Source organism: Streptomyces sp. NPDC006309 (genome assembly GCF_040613095.1).
Taxonomy (GTDB): domain Bacteria; phylum Actinomycetota; class Actinomycetes; order Streptomycetales; family Streptomycetaceae; genus Streptomyces.
Map to the genome: position 1 here is coordinate 461,739 of NZ_JBEXRO010000001.1, position 15,254 is coordinate 476,992.

Below are 15,254 nucleotides of genomic sequence, written 5' to 3' on the forward strand. Positions count from 1 at the left end.
GCGTTCAGGTGGCCCGAACCCCCGCACGGACGAACGGACAAGAGGAAAAGGAAAAGCCCGTGTCGCTACTGGACATCCGGGTCCCCGCGGTCCTGCTGCGGATCGATCCGAATCCCTTTCACCACGGCACCCTGGGCGCCGTGCGCTCGCTCGGCAGGGCCGGGGTGGAGGTGCACGTCGTCGCCGACTCCACGCCAAGTCCGGTGCACGTCTCGCGCTTTGTACGGCAACTGCATCCGCCGCCGGCACCCGGCGCGTCCACCGGTGAGATCGCCGCCGCGCTGCACCGGGTCGCGGCCCGGATCGCCCGCCCGGCCGTGCTGATCCCGATGGACGACGCCGGCGCCATCGCGGCCGGCCTGCTGCGGGAGGAACTGGCGCCCGCCTTCCTGCTGCCGCGGCAGCCCGGCGCGCTGCCCGGACTCGTGGCGGACAAGGCGCAACTGGCCGGCATGTGCGCCGCCACCGGTGTCCCGCACCCGGTGACCCTGGTCCCGGACAGCGCCGAGGACGCGGCGGCGGCCACCCGGCGGCTGGGCCTGCCGGTGATGGCCAAGTGGAGCCGGCCCTGGCTGGTGCCGGCCGGCAGCGGGCTCCGCTCGACCGTGCTGCTGCGCTCGGCGCGGGAGGCGCGGGAGCTGTACCTGCGCACCGGGGAGGCGGGCAGCCCGCTGCTGTTGCAGGCCTTCCTGCCGCCCGGCCCGGGCCGTGACCGGTTCTTCCACGGGTACGTCGACCGTGCCGGCGTCGTGCGGGCCGGCGGGTCCGGCCGCAAACAGCTGGCGTGGCCGCGTGGGGCGGGCCTGACCGCGGCCGGCCGGTGGACGCCTGACCCCGAGGTGCGGGCGCTGGCCGAACGGCTCACCGGCGAGCTGGGCTACCGGGGCATCTTCGACCTCGACTTCCGCCGCTGCGGCCGCACCGGCCGCTACCACCTGCTGGACTTCAACCCGCGCCCGGGCGCCCAGTTCCGGCTGTTCACCGACACCGCCGGCCTGGACGTCGTACGCGCCCTGCACCTCGATCTGACGCACCGTCCGCTGCCGGCGGGGAGGCCGCTGCCCGGGCGGGAGTTCGTGGTGGAGAACTACGCGCCCCTGACCGTGCTGCGCCCCGCGCCCCGGGGCCGCGAGCTGGCCTGGTACGCGCCGGACGACCGGGCGCCGGGCCGGGCGATGTGGGCGCTGTGGGGCCGGCACGTGACGGGCCGGCTCGCCGGGCGCCTGCGCCTGCGCCTGCGCCTTCGCCTTCGCGCGAGACGGACGGCACCACCGGCACCGCGTCCCCGGCCCGGCACGGTCCACCGGGTCAGCGTCCCGGACCTCCCCCAGGGCCTGGCCGTGGCCGAGGACGAGAGAGCGAGCAGCCGCTGATGGACGACGTGCTGGTGGTGGGCGCCGGACCGTACGGCCGGCCGCCCGGCGTGGCCTGCCGCCAGCCCTGGTCGAGGACGTCACCGTGATCGGCGATGACCAGGCGGCCCTGGAGACGGCCGCGCTCCTCGGCGAGCAGGGCACCCGGGTCCGGGTGCCGGCCCGCGCGGACCGGCTGTGCCGGAACGACGTGCCACCGCTCTGGGAGCGCCCCTGGTGGCGCTCGGCCCGCTCCCGCACGGCGGACTCGGCCCGGGCTGGCGGAACCGGTGCTACGCCGAGCGGCTCGGCCTGTACCGGCGGCTGCCGGAGCGCACCCGGACCCGGAGCGCGGCCGACGCGCTCGGCCCGGCCGGTGCCTGGTGGGTGCGCGCGGGTGGAGGTGCTGCTGGGCCGGGGAGGGGGTGCGGGCCCGTGAGGTGCCGGGCGGGCTGCGCCTGGCGACCGCGGCCCGGTGATGCGGTCCGGCGGTGCTGGAGACGGGGCACGTCATCGCCGCAGGGCGGTGAGGATGTCCGTCGGCGACCGGGTTCCGGGCCGGCCTCGACCGGCTGCGGCTGCTCTCCGCCGACCTGCGCGCGCTGCCGGACAGGCACCGCCGGGCGCGCCGGAGGTGGGGCCTGCGTTCGAGTCGTCGTACCCCCGTCCGTTCCTGGCCGGGCTGGTCACGGCCGCCGGCTTCGCCCGGCGATGCGGCTCGTGCACGGCACCACCTTCACGGCGGGCACGCTGGTGCGCGGGGTACGGCGCCGGCTGCGCACGGGCCCCGGCCGGCCGGGGTACCGGAGCCGGTGGCCCGCTGGGGCCGGCTTAGGGCGGGGAGCCAGAGGCGAAGGCACTGCGTGGGTGGGCGCGGGGGTGCGGGGGTGCGCGGGTGCGCGGGCGGAGCCCGGGAGGCACACGGGGTCCGCGGAGGCACAGGGAGCCGGGGGAGGCAGAGGAGGCCGGGAGGCACACGGGGTCCGCGGAGGCACGGGGAGCCCGGGAGGCAGGAGGCCGGGAGGCACGGGGCGCGCGGGCACGGGGAGCTGCACGGGCGCGGAGAGCCCGGGCAACGGGTGCGCTCGGGCGCGGGGTGCGCGGGCAACGGGTGCGTGGAGCCCGGGCAACGTGTGCGTGGGCAACGGGGGTGCGGCGTGCCCGGACGGGCGCGTGCGTACGGCGTGCCCGGACGGGCGCGGGGGCGCGGCGTGCCCGGACGGGCGCACGGATGCGGGGAGCCCGGGCAACGGGGGTGCGCGGGTGCGGCGTGCCCGGGCGGGTGCGGGGTGCGCGGGCGGGTGCCGGGGTTCGGTCCGGCACCCGGCGCGCTACCGGCGGGAGGCGACCCTGCCCCGGCGGTACATGATCGTTCCGGCCGCGATCAGCGCGGCGCTGGCGGCCGAGGTCCCGATCATGGCACCGGTCTGACCACCGGTCTGCGCGAGCACGGGCGGCTGCCCGGGGTGGTGCTCACCGCCGGCGGGCGGCGTGCTGTGCTCGCTGGGCGGGGGCGACTCCTCGTCGCCGTACGGGGGCGGGGTGTGGTCGTCGCCGTAGCCCCCGGAGTCCCCGTAACCGCCCGAGTCACCGGAGTCCCCGTAGCCCCCCGAATCGTCGGACTTACCGTAACCGCCGGAGTCGCCGGAACCGCCGTGGCTGCGGGAGTCCCCGTAACCGCCGGAGTCGTCGGAGTCGCGGTGACCGGAGTCGTGCGAGTCGCCGTGCGTGTCACGGCTCGGGCTGCCGGCTTCCTGCTTCGGGCCGTGGCCGTTGACACAGGAGTTGCCGAACGCCGGGTTCAGTGCGGCCGCCACGTCGACGGAGTTGCCGCACACGTTGACCGGTACGTTCACCGGGGCCTGGACGCTGTTGCCGGACAGCACCCCGGGCGAGCCCTGAGCGGCGCCGTGCGCGTCGGAGTCGGCGAGCGCGGAGCCGGCGTACAAGGACAGCATGCCGGTCGCGGCGGCGGCCACGGCCATGCCCTTGCTGAGAGTCTGTCGCAATCTCGTGCTCTTCCTGCTCGAAGAAGTGGAAGGCCGGCCTCGCACCGACGAGTCGAAGGCTCGACGGTCCGAGGCCGGCCAGACACATCCGGGACTGGTGTGGGGTGCTGCCTCGTCAGTCGTTGACGCAGACGTTGCCGAACGTCGGGTTCAGCAGACCGACGACGTTGATGGTGTTGCCGCAGATGTTGATCGGGATGTGGATCGGCACCTGGACGACATTGCCGGACAGCACGCCCGGGGAGTTGACGGCGGCGCCCTCGGCTTCGGCGTCGGCGAAGGCGGGTCCGGCCAGGCCCAGGGCCAGGATGGCGCCCGTGACGACAGCAACGCTCTTCTTCATGATGTTCCCTTCTTCGGGGTCAAACCCCAGTGACGGCCAGAACCGTGTGCGCACGACGTGAACGGTCGCGGCACGGAACGAGGGATAGACACAATGGGAGACCGCGGAACACCGACCGCGTGACAATCACTCGATCGCACCGCTGCCTCACGCGTTTCCCCTCGCCCGGAATCCGTGGAAAAAAGGCCCGGGCGGCCCGCCGATGATGCAGCGGACGGCCCGGGCCGGCCAGACGGCTCAGCCTTCGCCGTTGGCCGAGAGAACCGACAGGTCCTCCAGGATGTGCGAGAGCGCGCCGTCCCGCTTGGCCTGGGTGGAGTTGTCGGAGCACTGCTGCTCCAGCTCGTCACCCAGGATGTTGACGTCCTGGATCGGGACGATGTCGAGCACCGCGACGTTGACGTCGTTGATGCCGAGGCACGGCTTGTTGAGCGAACCCTGGACCAGGGAGAGCTGCGGGCTCATGTCGCCCTTGGTCGCCGAGTTGCCGAACGACGACACGGCGCCGTTGCCGTTCGCGATAGTCGGTCCGTCGTCGTTGCCGATGGCAAGCGCCTGCGGCGCGGCCGCCACCGCCATTCCCACGACAGAAGCGGCGGTCATAGCGGCGACCATTGCCTTCTTGAGCACTTCGCGTTCCTTTCCTCGTAGCGACGCATGCCCTACTGCCTCATCAACCCGTCGCAGCGGGAATGGTTCCGGGGATTCACCCGGTTGGCGCGCATGGCCGCCATCGGTCCGGTAATCGTGGTGTCCGCTCAACACACAACCAGTCCGCGGTATCGACTGACGGAGTGAATGGGGGAAACCCCGCCGTGCTCACCCAGTTGTACAAGGCGCTCCGGTGAACGGGGTTCTCTCGAAAGGACTGGCCAGTGATCAAGAAGGTTTTCGCTACCGCAGCCGTCGCCGCTTCCGTCATCGGTGCCTCCGCAGCCGCCGCCCCGCAGGCGCTCGCGATCGGGAACGACAGCGGTCCGACCGCCGCGAACGGGAACGGCTCGTGGCAGAGCTACGGCAACTCGGCCACCTACGGGAACATGAGTCCGCAGATCGCACTCATCCAGGGTTCCTTCAACAAGCCGTGCATCGCCGTGAGCGACATCCCGGTGGCCGTGCTCGACGCCGTGCCGCTCCAGGACATCAACATCCTGTCGGACCAGATGACGCAGCAGTGCACGGAGAACTCCACCCAGGCCAAGCGCGACGGCGCGCTGGCGCACCTGCTGGAGGACGTGTCCATCCTGTCCACGAACTCCGAGGCCGGTCACTGATTCTGCGCACCGGAGCGGGCCGCCGAGTATCTCGGCGGCCCGCTCCGTCGTGCCGGGCCCGGGACCGGACCCCCCGGTGGCTCAGGAGACGATGTCCTTGCGGGAGAAGCCCCGGAAGGCGAGGGCGAACAGCACGAGCGCGTACGTCACGGACAGCACGCCGCCCTGGATCATCCCGGACCACTCGGGGCGCGGCTGGACGGCGTCGGCCCAGGCGAACTGCCAGTGCGCGGGCAGGAAGTCCCGCCAGTGGCCGAGGGCGGTGACGGCGTCCAGGACGTTCCCGACGATGGTCAGGCCCACCGCGCCACCGACCGCGCCGAGCGGGGCGTCCGTCTTCGTGGACAGCCAGAACGCCAGCCCGGCGGTGACCAACTGGGAGACGAAGATGTACGCCACGGCCACCACCAGCCGCTGGGCCGCCGTACCCGTGTCCAGCGCACCGCCCGTGGGGATCTCCAGCGGGCCCCAGCCGTAGGCGGCCGTGCCGGCGGCCAGGGCGACGAGCGGCAGCAGCAGCATGGCGGCGAGGCTCAGCCCGAGCGCCACGACGAGCTTGGACCACAGCAGCCGGGCGCGGGGCACGGGCGCGGCGAGCAGATAGCGCAGCGAGGACCAGCTCGCCTCCGAGGCGACCGTGTCCCCGCAGAACAGGGCGACCGGGACGACCAGCAGGAAGCCCGCCGAGACGAAGAGGTTCACGGCGGCGAAGTTGGCGCCGGACGCGGTGGCCGTGTCCATCAGGGTGACCTGGTTGTTCCGGGCGCCCGGGTCGCCGCCGACGGCGAAGGCGATCAGCAGGACGAAGGGCAGCACGGCCAGGATCGCGCCCATGACCAGTGTGCGCCGCCGGGTGAGCTGGCGGACCAGCTCGACGCGCAGCGGCAGGGTGCGGCCCGCCCGGTAGCCGGGGGCGACCTCGGTGAGCGTGCTCATGCGGCACCTCCGATCAGGGTGAGGAAGGCGTCTTCCAGGCGGCGGTGCGGGCCGACCGAGACGACCGGCACCGCCAGCCGGACCAGCTCCGCGACCAGCCGCTCGGCGGTGCCGTCCGGTCCGAGCCGGATCAGCAGCCCGTCGTCGGCGCGTACGGCGGAGGCGACGCCGGGCAGCGCGGCCACCTTCTCGACCACCGGCTCCTCCACGGGCGCGGCGGTGCCGACCAGCAGGGTGTCTCCGGAGCCGGTGATGTCGCGGACGGGGCCGGCCTGCACGAGCCGGCCTCGGTCCATGACCACCAGGTGGGTGCAGGTCTGTTCGACCTCGGCGAGGAGATGGCTGGAGACGATCACGGTGCGGCCGGCGGCCGCGTAGCGGATCATCACCTCGCGCATCTCGCGGATCTGGGGCGGGTCGAGGCCGTTGGTGGGCTCGTCCAGGATGAGCAGGTCGGGCAGGCCGAGCATGGCCTGGGCGATGGCCAGCCGCTGGCGCATGCCCTGGGAGTAGGTCCGCACGGCGCGGGCGAGCGCGTCGCCGAGGCCGGCGATCTCCAGGGCCTCGTCCAGGTGGGCGTCCTCGGCCGGGCGGCCGGTGGCCCGCCAGTACAGCTCCAGGTTCTCCCGGCCGGACAGGTGCGGCAGGAAGCCGGCGCCCTCCACGAACGCGCCGACGCGGGAGAGCACGGTGGCGCCGGGCCGGATGGTGTGGCCGAACACCCGGATCTCGCCGTCGTCCGGCACGATCAGGCCCATCAGCATGCGCAGCGTGGTGGTCTTGCCCGCGCCGTTGGGTCCGAGCAGGCCGAGCACCTGGCCGCGTTCGACGCGGAAGGACAGCTCGCGCACCGCGTAACGGTCGGCGGAGCCGGCGTACCGCTTGTGCAGGTCCCTGATCACGAGCGGGACGTCGGCCAGCTCCGGGTCGGGTGCGGGGGCCGCGGTGCGGCGGCGGGCGGTGAGCAGCAGGGCGAGCGCGGTGGCCGCGCCTGCGGCGGGCAGCCACCACACCCAGGCGGGCAGCGGGGCCGCCGCGGTGGTGACGGCGGGGGCCGTCGGCACGCTCAGGCCGCCCTTCAGGGCGACGGTGTAGGTGGCCGGGGCGGCCGGTGAGGCGTAGCCGAGGTCGGTGGAGGCCAGGACCAGGCGGACCCGGTGGCCCTTGCGTACCTCGTGGTCGATCGCGGGGAGGGCGACCGTGACGTCCTTGCCGGCCTTGGCGCCGGTCACCCGGAAGGGGGCGACGAGCTGGGCGGGCAGCACCTGCCCGGTGCCGTCGGGGGCGACGTCGTAGACCTTGCCGAACAGGACGGCGTCGTCGCGGGTGGAGGTGACGTGGACGGTGGCGGTCGGGGCGCCGGTGATGCGCAGGTCGCGGGTGAGGGGTGCCGAGTCGAAGCGCGCGTACTGGCCGGGGAAGTCCAGGGAGACGCCGACGCCGAGCGCGGACAGCTGGGCGAGGCCGCCGGAGCCGCCGAGGCCGGGCAGGGCGGAGACGCCGGGCGGGCTGGCACCGGCCGGGTTGGCGACGTGCTGGGTGCGGCCGGTGAGGGCGACGGTGTGCCGGTGGTCGTGCAGGCCGGGGTAGGTGCCGGCACTGGCGCCGCGCAGCTGGGCGGTGCCGTCGGTGGAGTCGACGCCTCCGGTGCGGGTGATCCGGAAGGCCGGGCCGGTGTCGGCGGCCTTGTCGCCCTTGAGGTACCGGTCGAACCACGCACGCACGCGTGCCTCGACGCGGCCGTTCTCCATGTCGCCGCCGTCGTGTCCGCCGGCGATCCAGTCGACGTCGACGGGGGCGCCGTTCGCCCGGATCGCCCGTTGGGCCGCGTCGGCCTGGGCGAGGGTGAACAGGGAGTCCGTCTGCCCCTGCACGAGCAGGGTGGGCACCTTGATGCGGGTGCCGACGGCGGACGGCGAGCGTGCCTCCAGCAGGGCGCGGGCGGCCGGGTCCGGGGTGCCGGACTCGGCGACCCGGTCGTACATCCGGCACAGCGCGGGCTCCAGCTTCGCGCAGCCGCCGCCGCTGTTCACGAAGATGCCGGCCCACAGCTTCTTGAACACCCCGTCGGGGAACAGGGCGTCCGCGAGGTTCCAGTAGGTGATGGCCGGGGCGATGGCGTCCACCCGGCGGTCGTGCCCGGCGGCGAGCAGCGAGACCGCGCCGCCGTAGGAGCCGCCGGCGACGCCCACGCGCGGGTCGCCGGGCCCGTCGAGCCGGACCTGGGGCTGCCGGGCCAGCCAGTCGACGAGCCGGGATACGTCGGCGACCTCGCCCTCGGGGTCGTTCAGCCCGATCTTCCCGGTGGACCGGCCGAAGCCGCGCGCGGACCAGGTCAGCACCGCGTACCCGTCACGGGCCAGGTCCTCGGCCTGCCGGCGCATGTCGTCCTTGCTGCCGCCGAAGCCGTGCGCGAGCAGGACGGCGGGGTGCCGGCCGGCGCCGGCCGGGGTGAAGAACGAGGTGTCCAGGCGCACTCCGTCGACCGCCATCACCCGGTCGCCGCGGCGCACGGCCCGGGTGCCGTCGGAGGCGACGGCCGCCGTCCACGTCCCGGCACCGGCGAGCACCGCGACGGCGGCCAGGCCGGCGAGGAGCCGGCGCGGCCCGCGCAGCAGCGCCCGCAGCCGGGGAGGTCGAAGATCCATGCTCCAACGGTACGGGCCGCCACCGACAACCGCCGCTGCCGGGGGACGGAGCCGCGTGCCCTCCCTGGGGCGTACGGACCTGTCCCGGCGTACTTCACCCGTGGTACGAAGGCCCATGCAGATCCGCCGGGCCGCCACGGTCGCCGAAGTCGCCGCCGCCGCGCACCTGTTCGATCATCCGGTGCGCACGGAGTGGGCGAAGCGCTTCCTCACCACCGCCGGACACCATCTGCTGCTGGCGTACGAGGGGCCGGCCGTCGCCGGTTTCGTCAGCGGTGTGGAGACCGTCCACCCGGACAAGGGCACCGAGATGTTCCTGTACGAGCTGGCCGTCGCGGAGCCGTACCGCCGCCGGGGCATCGGGCGGGCGCTGGTGGAACGGCTGGCCGCGCTGGCCCGGGAGCGGGGCTGCTACGGCATGTGGGTCGGCGTGGACACCGGCAACGACGTCGCCCTCGCCGCCTATCGCAGTGCGGGCGGCGAGGACGACGGGACGTGCACCGTGGTGACGTGGGTCCTGTGAACCCTAGGCCGTGTCGGGGAGCGGCGTGCCCGCGATGAGCTGCGTTCCCTCGGTGGCCGGCGCGTTCTCGGGCGCCTGGGGGTGCTCCGCCGCCTGGGCGTCCTGGGGGATGGACACCAGCCAGCGGGTCTCGCGGCGCGGGCGCAGGTAGAGCGCCCAGTAGAGGGTGGCGACGGCGGTGATGCCGCCGGTCCACAGCAGGTAGGACGCCTCCTGCTGGGTCAGGATGTAGGCGAGGACGGCGATCAGCAGGAGCGGCACCGCGGGCCACAGCGGCATCCGCCAGGCGGTCGTGTGCTTGTGGGAGCCGCGGCGCGAGAGCAGGGCGGCGACCGCGACGAGCAGGTACATGCCGGTCACCGAGACGCCGGTGACGCCGTACAGGGTGTCCAGGTTGACGAAGCAGAGCAGCGCGCCGGGGACGCCGACCGCGAGCGTGGCGACCCACGGGGAGCCGAAGCGGCCGAGCTTGGCGAAGAGGCTGTTGACGGGGCCGGGCCAGGCCTTGTCGCGGGCGGAGGCGAACAGCACGCGGGAGTTCTGGATGACCATGACGATGCCCGCGTTGATGATCGCGAGGGCGACGCAGAGGCTGACGAAGGTGCCGACCGCGGAGTTGGACCAGGCGGTGACCATGGCGCTGATGTCGCCGCCGGTCAGTTCCTTGAGGTCGCCGGCGCCCATGGTGATGGCGGCGACCGGGACCAGGATGACCACGGTGGAGATGGCGAGGGTGGCCATGACGGTCCGGGCGACGTTGCGGCGCGGGTCTTCCAGTTCCTCGGAGAGGTAGACGGCGGTGGAGAAGCCCTGGGTGACGAAGAGCGCGATGGCGAGCCCGGAGACGACCAGCATGGCGGTCACGGTGTCCGCGTGGCCGCCGGAGCCGGCGACCTGCATGGAGGTCAGGCTGCTCAGCCCGCGGTGGCTGTGCGAGAAGCCGAGCAGGGCGACGACCCCGGCGGCGATGACCTCCAGGACCAGGAAGATGCCGGTGATCCAGGCGTTGGCGCGCAGGTCGAGCAGGCCGGCGAGGGTGGCGAGCAGCATGACGCCGGCGCCGGTCATCGCCGGGTCGAGGTGGACGAGCGGGGCGAGGTAGTCGGCGGTGCCCATGGCGATGACGGGCGGCACGATCATGACGACCAGCAGGGAGAGGACGAAGACGAGCCAGCCCGCGAGCCGTCCGGCCATCGTGGAGACCATGGCGTACTCGCCGCCCGCGCTGGGGATGAGGGTGCCCAGCTCCGAGTAGCAGAACGCGACGGCGATGCAGAGGAGGGAGCCGATGCCGATCGTGAGGGCGGTGGCGGTGCCGAGTGAACCGAACAGGTCGGGGACGACGACGAAGAGCGTGGAGGCGGGCGTGACGCAGGACAGCGTCAGCAGCGTGCCGCCGACGACACCGATGGAGCGCTTCAGCTCGGGTGCGGGTGCTGTCGCGGTGTCGGCCACGGACTTCGGGAGCGTGTCGGTCATGCGGCGGTTCCGATCGACGTGAGCGGCTGAGGGTGGGGGTCGGGAGCGATATCGCCTCCGGCGGATCGTCGTACGTTCATCTCGTCCGCTCCCGGCGTTGCCTAGAGAACCCCGACGAAAACCGTCACGTCAATGGCCGTTTACCTGCGGAATCCGCACCCGCGGAAGATCCGGCACCGCATCACTTTCCCAGGCTGTGACGCCCCATAGGTGCATCCATCAAGCTTCAACCAAGTGTGACCTTGTTTTCAAAGGTGTTTCCGGAGAAACCCCTTCGTCATCCGTTTCGTCCGGCTGGAACGGGAACCGCAGCGTGTGTTTCAAAAAAATGTCAGCCGTCCGGTATCCGGACCGCCAATCTGGTCGCGCTCATGTCAACATCGCCCGCTGGGGGCGCGCCGGGGCCGGACACGGCGGCGCCCCGCCCCCCTCCGGCGCGCGGAGGGGGGCGGGGCGCCGTGCGGTCCGGCTCAGTGGTTGCGTGGGAAGCCCAGGTCCACGCCTGCCGGGGCGTCGGCCGGGTCGGGCCAGCGGGTGGTGACGACCTTGCCGCGGGTGTAGAAGTGCGTGCCGTCGTTGCCGTAGATGTGGTGGTCGCCGAAGAGCGAGTCCTTCCAGCCGCCGAAGGAGTGGTAGCCGACGGGGACCGGGATCGGCACGTTCACGCCGACCATGCCTGCCTCGACCTCCAGCTGGAAGCGGCGGGCCGCGCCGCCGTCCCGGGTGAAGATCGCGGTGCCGTTGCCGAACGGCGAGGCGTTGATGAGCGCGAGGCCCTCCTCGTAGGTCTCGGCGCGCAGCACGCACAGCACCGGGCCGAAGATCTCGTCCTGGTACGCCTTCGCGCCGGTCGGCACCTTGTCGAGCAGCGAGATGCCGATCCAGTGGCCGTCCTCGTAGCCCTCGACGGTGTACCCGGTGCCGTCGAGCACGACCTCCGCGCCCTCGGCGGCGGCGCCGGAGACGTACGAGGCGACCTTGTCGCGGTGCGCCCTGGTGATCAGCGGGCCCATCTCGGACGCCGGGTCGCTGCCCGGGCCGATCTTGATCTTCTCGGCGCGCTCGCGGATCTTCTCCACCAGCGTGTCGCCGATCGCGCCCACGGCCACCACGGCCGAGATGGCCATGCAGCGCTCGCCCGCCGAGCCGTACGCCGCCGAGACCGCCGCGTCGGCCGCCGCGTCCAGGTCGGCGTCCGGCAGGACCAGCATGTGGTTCTTGGCGCCGCCGAGTGCCTGCACGCGCTTGCCGTGGGCGGAGGCGGTGGTGTGGATGTGGCGGGCGATCGGGGTCGAGCCGACGAAGGAGACGGCCTTGACGTCCGGGTGCTCCAGGAGCCGGTCGACGGCCACCTTGTCGCCGTGGACGACGTTGAACACACCGTCGGGCAGGCCCGCCTCGGCCAGCAGCTCGGCGATCCGGACGGCGGCCGAGGGGTCCTTCTCGGACGGCTTCAGCACGAAGGTGTTCCCGGTGGCGATGGCCAGCGGGAACATCCACATCGGGACCATCGCGGGGAAGTTGAACGGCGTGATGCCCGCGACGACACCGAGCGGCTGGCGGATCGAGGCCACGTCGACCCGGCTGGCGACCTGCGTGGACAGCTCGCCCTTCAGCTGGACGTTGATCCCGCAGGCCAGGTCCACGATCTCCAGGCCGCGCGCGACCTCGCCGAGCGCGTCGGAGTGCACCTTGCCGTGCTCGGCGGTGATCAGCTCGGCGATCTCGTCGCGGTGGGCGTCCAGCAGCGCGCGGAACCGGAACAGGACGGTGGTCCGCTGGGCCAGCGAGGACTGGCCCCAGGTCAGGAAGGCGTCCTTGGCGGCCGCGACCGCCGCGTCCACCTCCTCGGCCGAGGCGAAGGCGACCTTGGTGGTGACCGCGCCGGTCGCCGGGTCGGTGACCGGCCCGTACGTGCCCGACGCGCCTTCGACGGTCTTTCCGCCGATCCAGTGGTTGACGATTTTCGTCATGCCCAGAAACTCCTTCTACAGATGGCGGCGTCGGGTCGAGACGTGCCGTTCGTACAGCTCGCGTGCCCGGACCGCCGACGGTCGGGTCGCGGTCTCGGCCACAGGAACATCCCACCAGGCCTGCGCCTCGGGCGCGCCCGACACAGTGTCGGACGTTTCGGTCTCCACGTAGACACATGTGGGAGTGCCGGCGGCCCGGGCCTCGGCGAGCGCCTCCCGCAGTTCCCGTACGGTCCCGGCGCGCAGCACCCGCATGCCCAGGCTGGCCGCGTTGGCGGCGAGGTCGACGGGCAGCGGGGCACCCGTGCACCCGCCCTGCCCGGCCGGGAACCGGTAGGCGGTGGCGAACCGCTCGGCGCCCACCGACTCCGACAGGCCGCCGATCGAGGCGTACCCGTGGTTCTGCACCAGCACGACCTTGATCGCGACGCCCTCCTGCACGGCGGTGACGATCTCCGTCGGCATCATCAGGTACGTGCCGTCGCCGACCAGCGCCCACACGTTCCGCTCCGGCGCGGCGAGCTTCACGCCGAGCGCGGCCGGGATCTCGTAGCCCATGCAGGAGTAGCCGTACTCCAGGTGGTACTGGTCGCGCGAGCGCGTCCGCCACAGCTTGTGCAGGTCGCCGGGGAGCGAGCCGGCCGCGTTGACGATGATGTCCGACTCGTCCACGAGCGCGTCGAGGGCGCCGATGACCTGCGGCTGGGTCGGCCGTGCGCCGTCGTCGCCGGCCGTGAGGCAGGCGTCGACGCGCCGCTCCCAGCGCTCCTTGTCCGCGGTGTACGCGGCGACGTAGGAGCCGGGGACCGTGTGCCCGTGCATGGCCAGTGCCTCGGTCAGCTCGACGAGCCCGCTGCGGGCGTCGGCGATCAGCGGGAGGCCGGCGAGCTTGTGGCCGTCGTGGGGCGCGATGTTGAGGTTGAGGAAGCGGACGTCCGGGTGGGCGAAGAGGGTGCCGGAGGCGGTGGTGAAGTCGGTGTACCGGGTGCCGACGCCGATCACCAGGTCGGCCGTGCGGGCCAGCTCGTCGGCGGTCGCGGTGCCGGTGTGCCCGATCCCGCCGACGTCCTGCGGATGGTCGTGGCGCAGGGAGCCCTTGCCGGCCTGGGTGGAGGCGACGGGGATGCCGGTGGCCGACGCGAACTGCGCGAGGGCCTCCTCCGCGCGGCTGTGGTGCACTCCGCCGCCCGCGACGACCAGCGGCCGGCGCGCCTGCCGGACCGCCCGGACCGCCTGCGCCAGCTCGGCCGGGTCCGCGCCCGGCCGGCGTACGGTCCACACGCGCTCGGCGAAGAACTCCTCCGGCCAGTCGTAGCCCTCCGCCTGCACGTCCTGCGGCAGGGCGAGGGTGACCGCGCCGGTCCGGACCGGGTCGGTGAGGACCCGCACGGCCTGGAGGGCCGCCGGGATCAGCGCCTCGGGGCGGGTGACGCGGTCGAAGTACCGGGACACCGGGCGCAGGGTGTCGTTGACCGACACGTCGCCCGCGTACGGCACCTCCAGCTGCTGGAGCACCGGGTCGGCCGGGCGGGTGGCGAAGACGTCGCCGGGCAGGAGCAGCACCGGCAGGTGGTTGACGGTGGCCAGGGCGGCGCCGGTGACGAGATTGGTCGCGCCGGGGCCGATGGACGTCGTCACCGCGTGCGTGGACAGGCGGTTGGACTGGCGGGCGTAGCCGACCGCCGCGTGCACCATGGACTGCTCGTTGCGGCCCTGGTGGAACGGCATGACGTCGGCGTACTCGATCAGCGCCTGGCCGATCCCGGCGACGTTGCCGTGCCCGAAGATCCCCCAGGTGGCGCCGATCAGCCGCCGCCGCTCCCCGTCCCGCTCGGTGTACTGGGCGGCGAGGAAGCGGACGAGTGCCTGGGCGACGGTCAGCCGCGTCGTCATCGGTATCCCCCTGTGGTCTCGGTGTGGTCGGGGTGGAAGCAGATCCGCCACTCACGCGTCGCGCCGGGGCCGGCCATGACGTTCAGGTAGTACAGGTCGTGCCCGGGCTGGGCGATGGAGGGGCCGTGCCAGCCGTCGGGGACGAGGACCGCGTCGCCGGAGCGGACCTCGGCGAGCAGGTCGCAGCCGCCCGGCCGGGAGGGGAACACGCGCTGGTAGCCGAGACCGTTCGGGCCGTCGATCTCGAAGTAGTAGATCTCCTCCAGCTCGGACTCCTCGCCCGGCCGGTGCTCGTCGTGCTTGTGCGGCGGGTACGAGGACCAGTTGCCGCCCGGGGTGATCACCTCGACGGCGATCAGCCTGTCGCAGTCGAAGGTGTCGGCCGAGGCGAAGTTGCGCACCCGGCGGGCGCACCTGCCGCTGCCGCGCTCCTCGACGGGTACCTCCGGCGCGGGGCCGTAGCGGGCGGGGAGTCGTCGCTCGCACTTCGCTCCTGCCAGGGCGAAGCGGCCTCCCGCGCCGGAGGCGATCTGGACCCGGGTGTCCCGGGGGGCGTACGCGAAGTCGGAGACGTCCGCGAACACACTCTCCCGGCCCAGGAGTTGGAACTCGCTCTGCTCGATCCGCACGGTACATCCGCCTTCCAGCGGAAGCACGATCCATTCGCTGTCCCCGGTGGTGAACGTCTGTGTACCGCCCGGTGTCAGCTCCACGACGCGCAGGCTGCTGTGCGTCCACCCGGCCCGCTCGGGGCCGATGTCGACGGCGTACCGGTCGTTCGCGGTGGCGCCCCTGGGCAGATGCAGGTCGGTGCTCGTCATGCG

At 73.2% G+C, this 15,254-nt stretch carries 12 protein-coding genes; 3 read left to right on the forward strand and 9 right to left on the reverse strand.

Annotation, left to right across the window (positions count from 1 at the left end):
* The first annotated feature begins 59 nt into the window (after nt 1-59).
* On the forward strand, nt 60-1,373 hold the full coding sequence (locus ABZ117_RS02120; RefSeq protein WP_356816456.1) for an ATP-grasp domain-containing protein: 1,314 nt from the start codon (nt 60-62) through the stop codon (nt 1,371-1,373).
* Between the two features lie 1,310 nt (nt 1,374-2,683).
* Here the strand turns inward: ABZ117_RS02120 and ABZ117_RS02125 are convergent.
* The 3 genes from ABZ117_RS02125 to ABZ117_RS02135 form a co-directional block, all read right to left on the reverse strand.
* Nucleotides 2,684-3,361, reverse strand: coding sequence for a chaplin (locus ABZ117_RS02125; RefSeq protein ID WP_356816458.1), 678 nt, complete (start codon nt 3,359-3,361; stop codon nt 2,684-2,686).
* 115 nt (nt 3,362-3,476) lie between these two features.
* A complete protein-coding gene (locus ABZ117_RS02130) occupies nt 3,477-3,704 on the reverse strand; it encodes a chaplin (RefSeq protein ID WP_356816460.1) in 228 nt (75 codons plus the stop codon).
* Between the two features lie 237 nt (nt 3,705-3,941).
* On the reverse strand, nt 3,942-4,334 hold the full coding sequence (locus ABZ117_RS02135) for a rodlin (RefSeq protein ID WP_356816461.1): 393 nt from the start codon (nt 4,332-4,334) through the stop codon (nt 3,942-3,944).
* 245 nt (nt 4,335-4,579) lie between these two features.
* Between ABZ117_RS02135 and ABZ117_RS02140 the strand changes: the two genes are divergently transcribed.
* Nucleotides 4,580-4,978, forward strand: a complete 399-nt coding sequence (locus ABZ117_RS02140) for a rodlin (protein WP_356816463.1) — start codon at nt 4,580-4,582, stop codon at nt 4,976-4,978.
* Nucleotides 4,979-5,059: 81 nt separating this feature from the next.
* Here the strand turns inward: ABZ117_RS02140 and ABZ117_RS02145 are convergent, their stop codons facing one another.
* Together ABZ117_RS02145 and ABZ117_RS02150 are read right to left on the reverse strand one after the other, a co-directional pair.
* Nucleotides 5,060-5,914 carry an ABC transporter permease gene (locus ABZ117_RS02145; RefSeq protein ID WP_356816465.1) on the reverse strand — a complete coding sequence of 285 codons (855 nt, stop codon included), beginning with the start codon at nt 5,912-5,914 and terminating at the stop codon, nt 5,060-5,062.
* Complete coding sequence (locus ABZ117_RS02150; RefSeq protein WP_356816467.1) at nt 5,911-8,562, reverse strand: CocE/NonD family hydrolase; 2,652 nt, start codon at nt 8,560-8,562, stop codon at nt 5,911-5,913. Before ABZ117_RS02150 ends, ABZ117_RS02145 begins: the two co-directional genes overlap by 4 nt.
* A 115-nt stretch (nt 8,563-8,677) precedes the next feature.
* Between ABZ117_RS02150 and ABZ117_RS02155 the strand changes: the two genes are divergently transcribed.
* Complete coding sequence (locus tag ABZ117_RS02155) at nt 8,678-9,085, forward strand: GNAT family N-acetyltransferase (protein ID WP_356816469.1); 408 nt, start codon at nt 8,678-8,680, stop codon at nt 9,083-9,085.
* Between the two features lie 3 nt (nt 9,086-9,088).
* Here ABZ117_RS02155 and ABZ117_RS02160 read toward each other — a convergent pair whose 3' ends face one another.
* The 4 genes from ABZ117_RS02160 to iolB form a co-directional block, all read right to left on the reverse strand.
* Nucleotides 9,089-10,564, reverse strand: a complete 1,476-nt coding sequence (locus ABZ117_RS02160; RefSeq protein WP_356816471.1) for an APC family permease — start codon at nt 10,562-10,564, stop codon at nt 9,089-9,091.
* A 470-nt stretch (nt 10,565-11,034) separates the two neighbouring features.
* Nucleotides 11,035-12,537, reverse strand: a complete 1,503-nt coding sequence (mmsA, locus tag ABZ117_RS02165) for a CoA-acylating methylmalonate-semialdehyde dehydrogenase (RefSeq protein WP_356816473.1) — start codon at nt 12,535-12,537, stop codon at nt 11,035-11,037.
* Nucleotides 12,538-12,552: 15 nt separating this feature from the next.
* Nucleotides 12,553-14,430, reverse strand: coding sequence for a 3D-(3,5/4)-trihydroxycyclohexane-1,2-dione acylhydrolase (decyclizing) (gene iolD, locus ABZ117_RS02170; protein WP_356816475.1), 1,878 nt, complete (start codon nt 14,428-14,430; stop codon nt 12,553-12,555).
* Nucleotides 14,427-15,251, reverse strand: a complete 825-nt coding sequence (gene iolB / locus ABZ117_RS02175) for a 5-deoxy-glucuronate isomerase (protein WP_356816477.1) — start codon at nt 15,249-15,251, stop codon at nt 14,427-14,429. Before iolB ends, iolD begins: the two co-directional genes overlap by 4 nt.
* Nucleotides 15,252-15,254 lie beyond the last annotated feature (3 nt).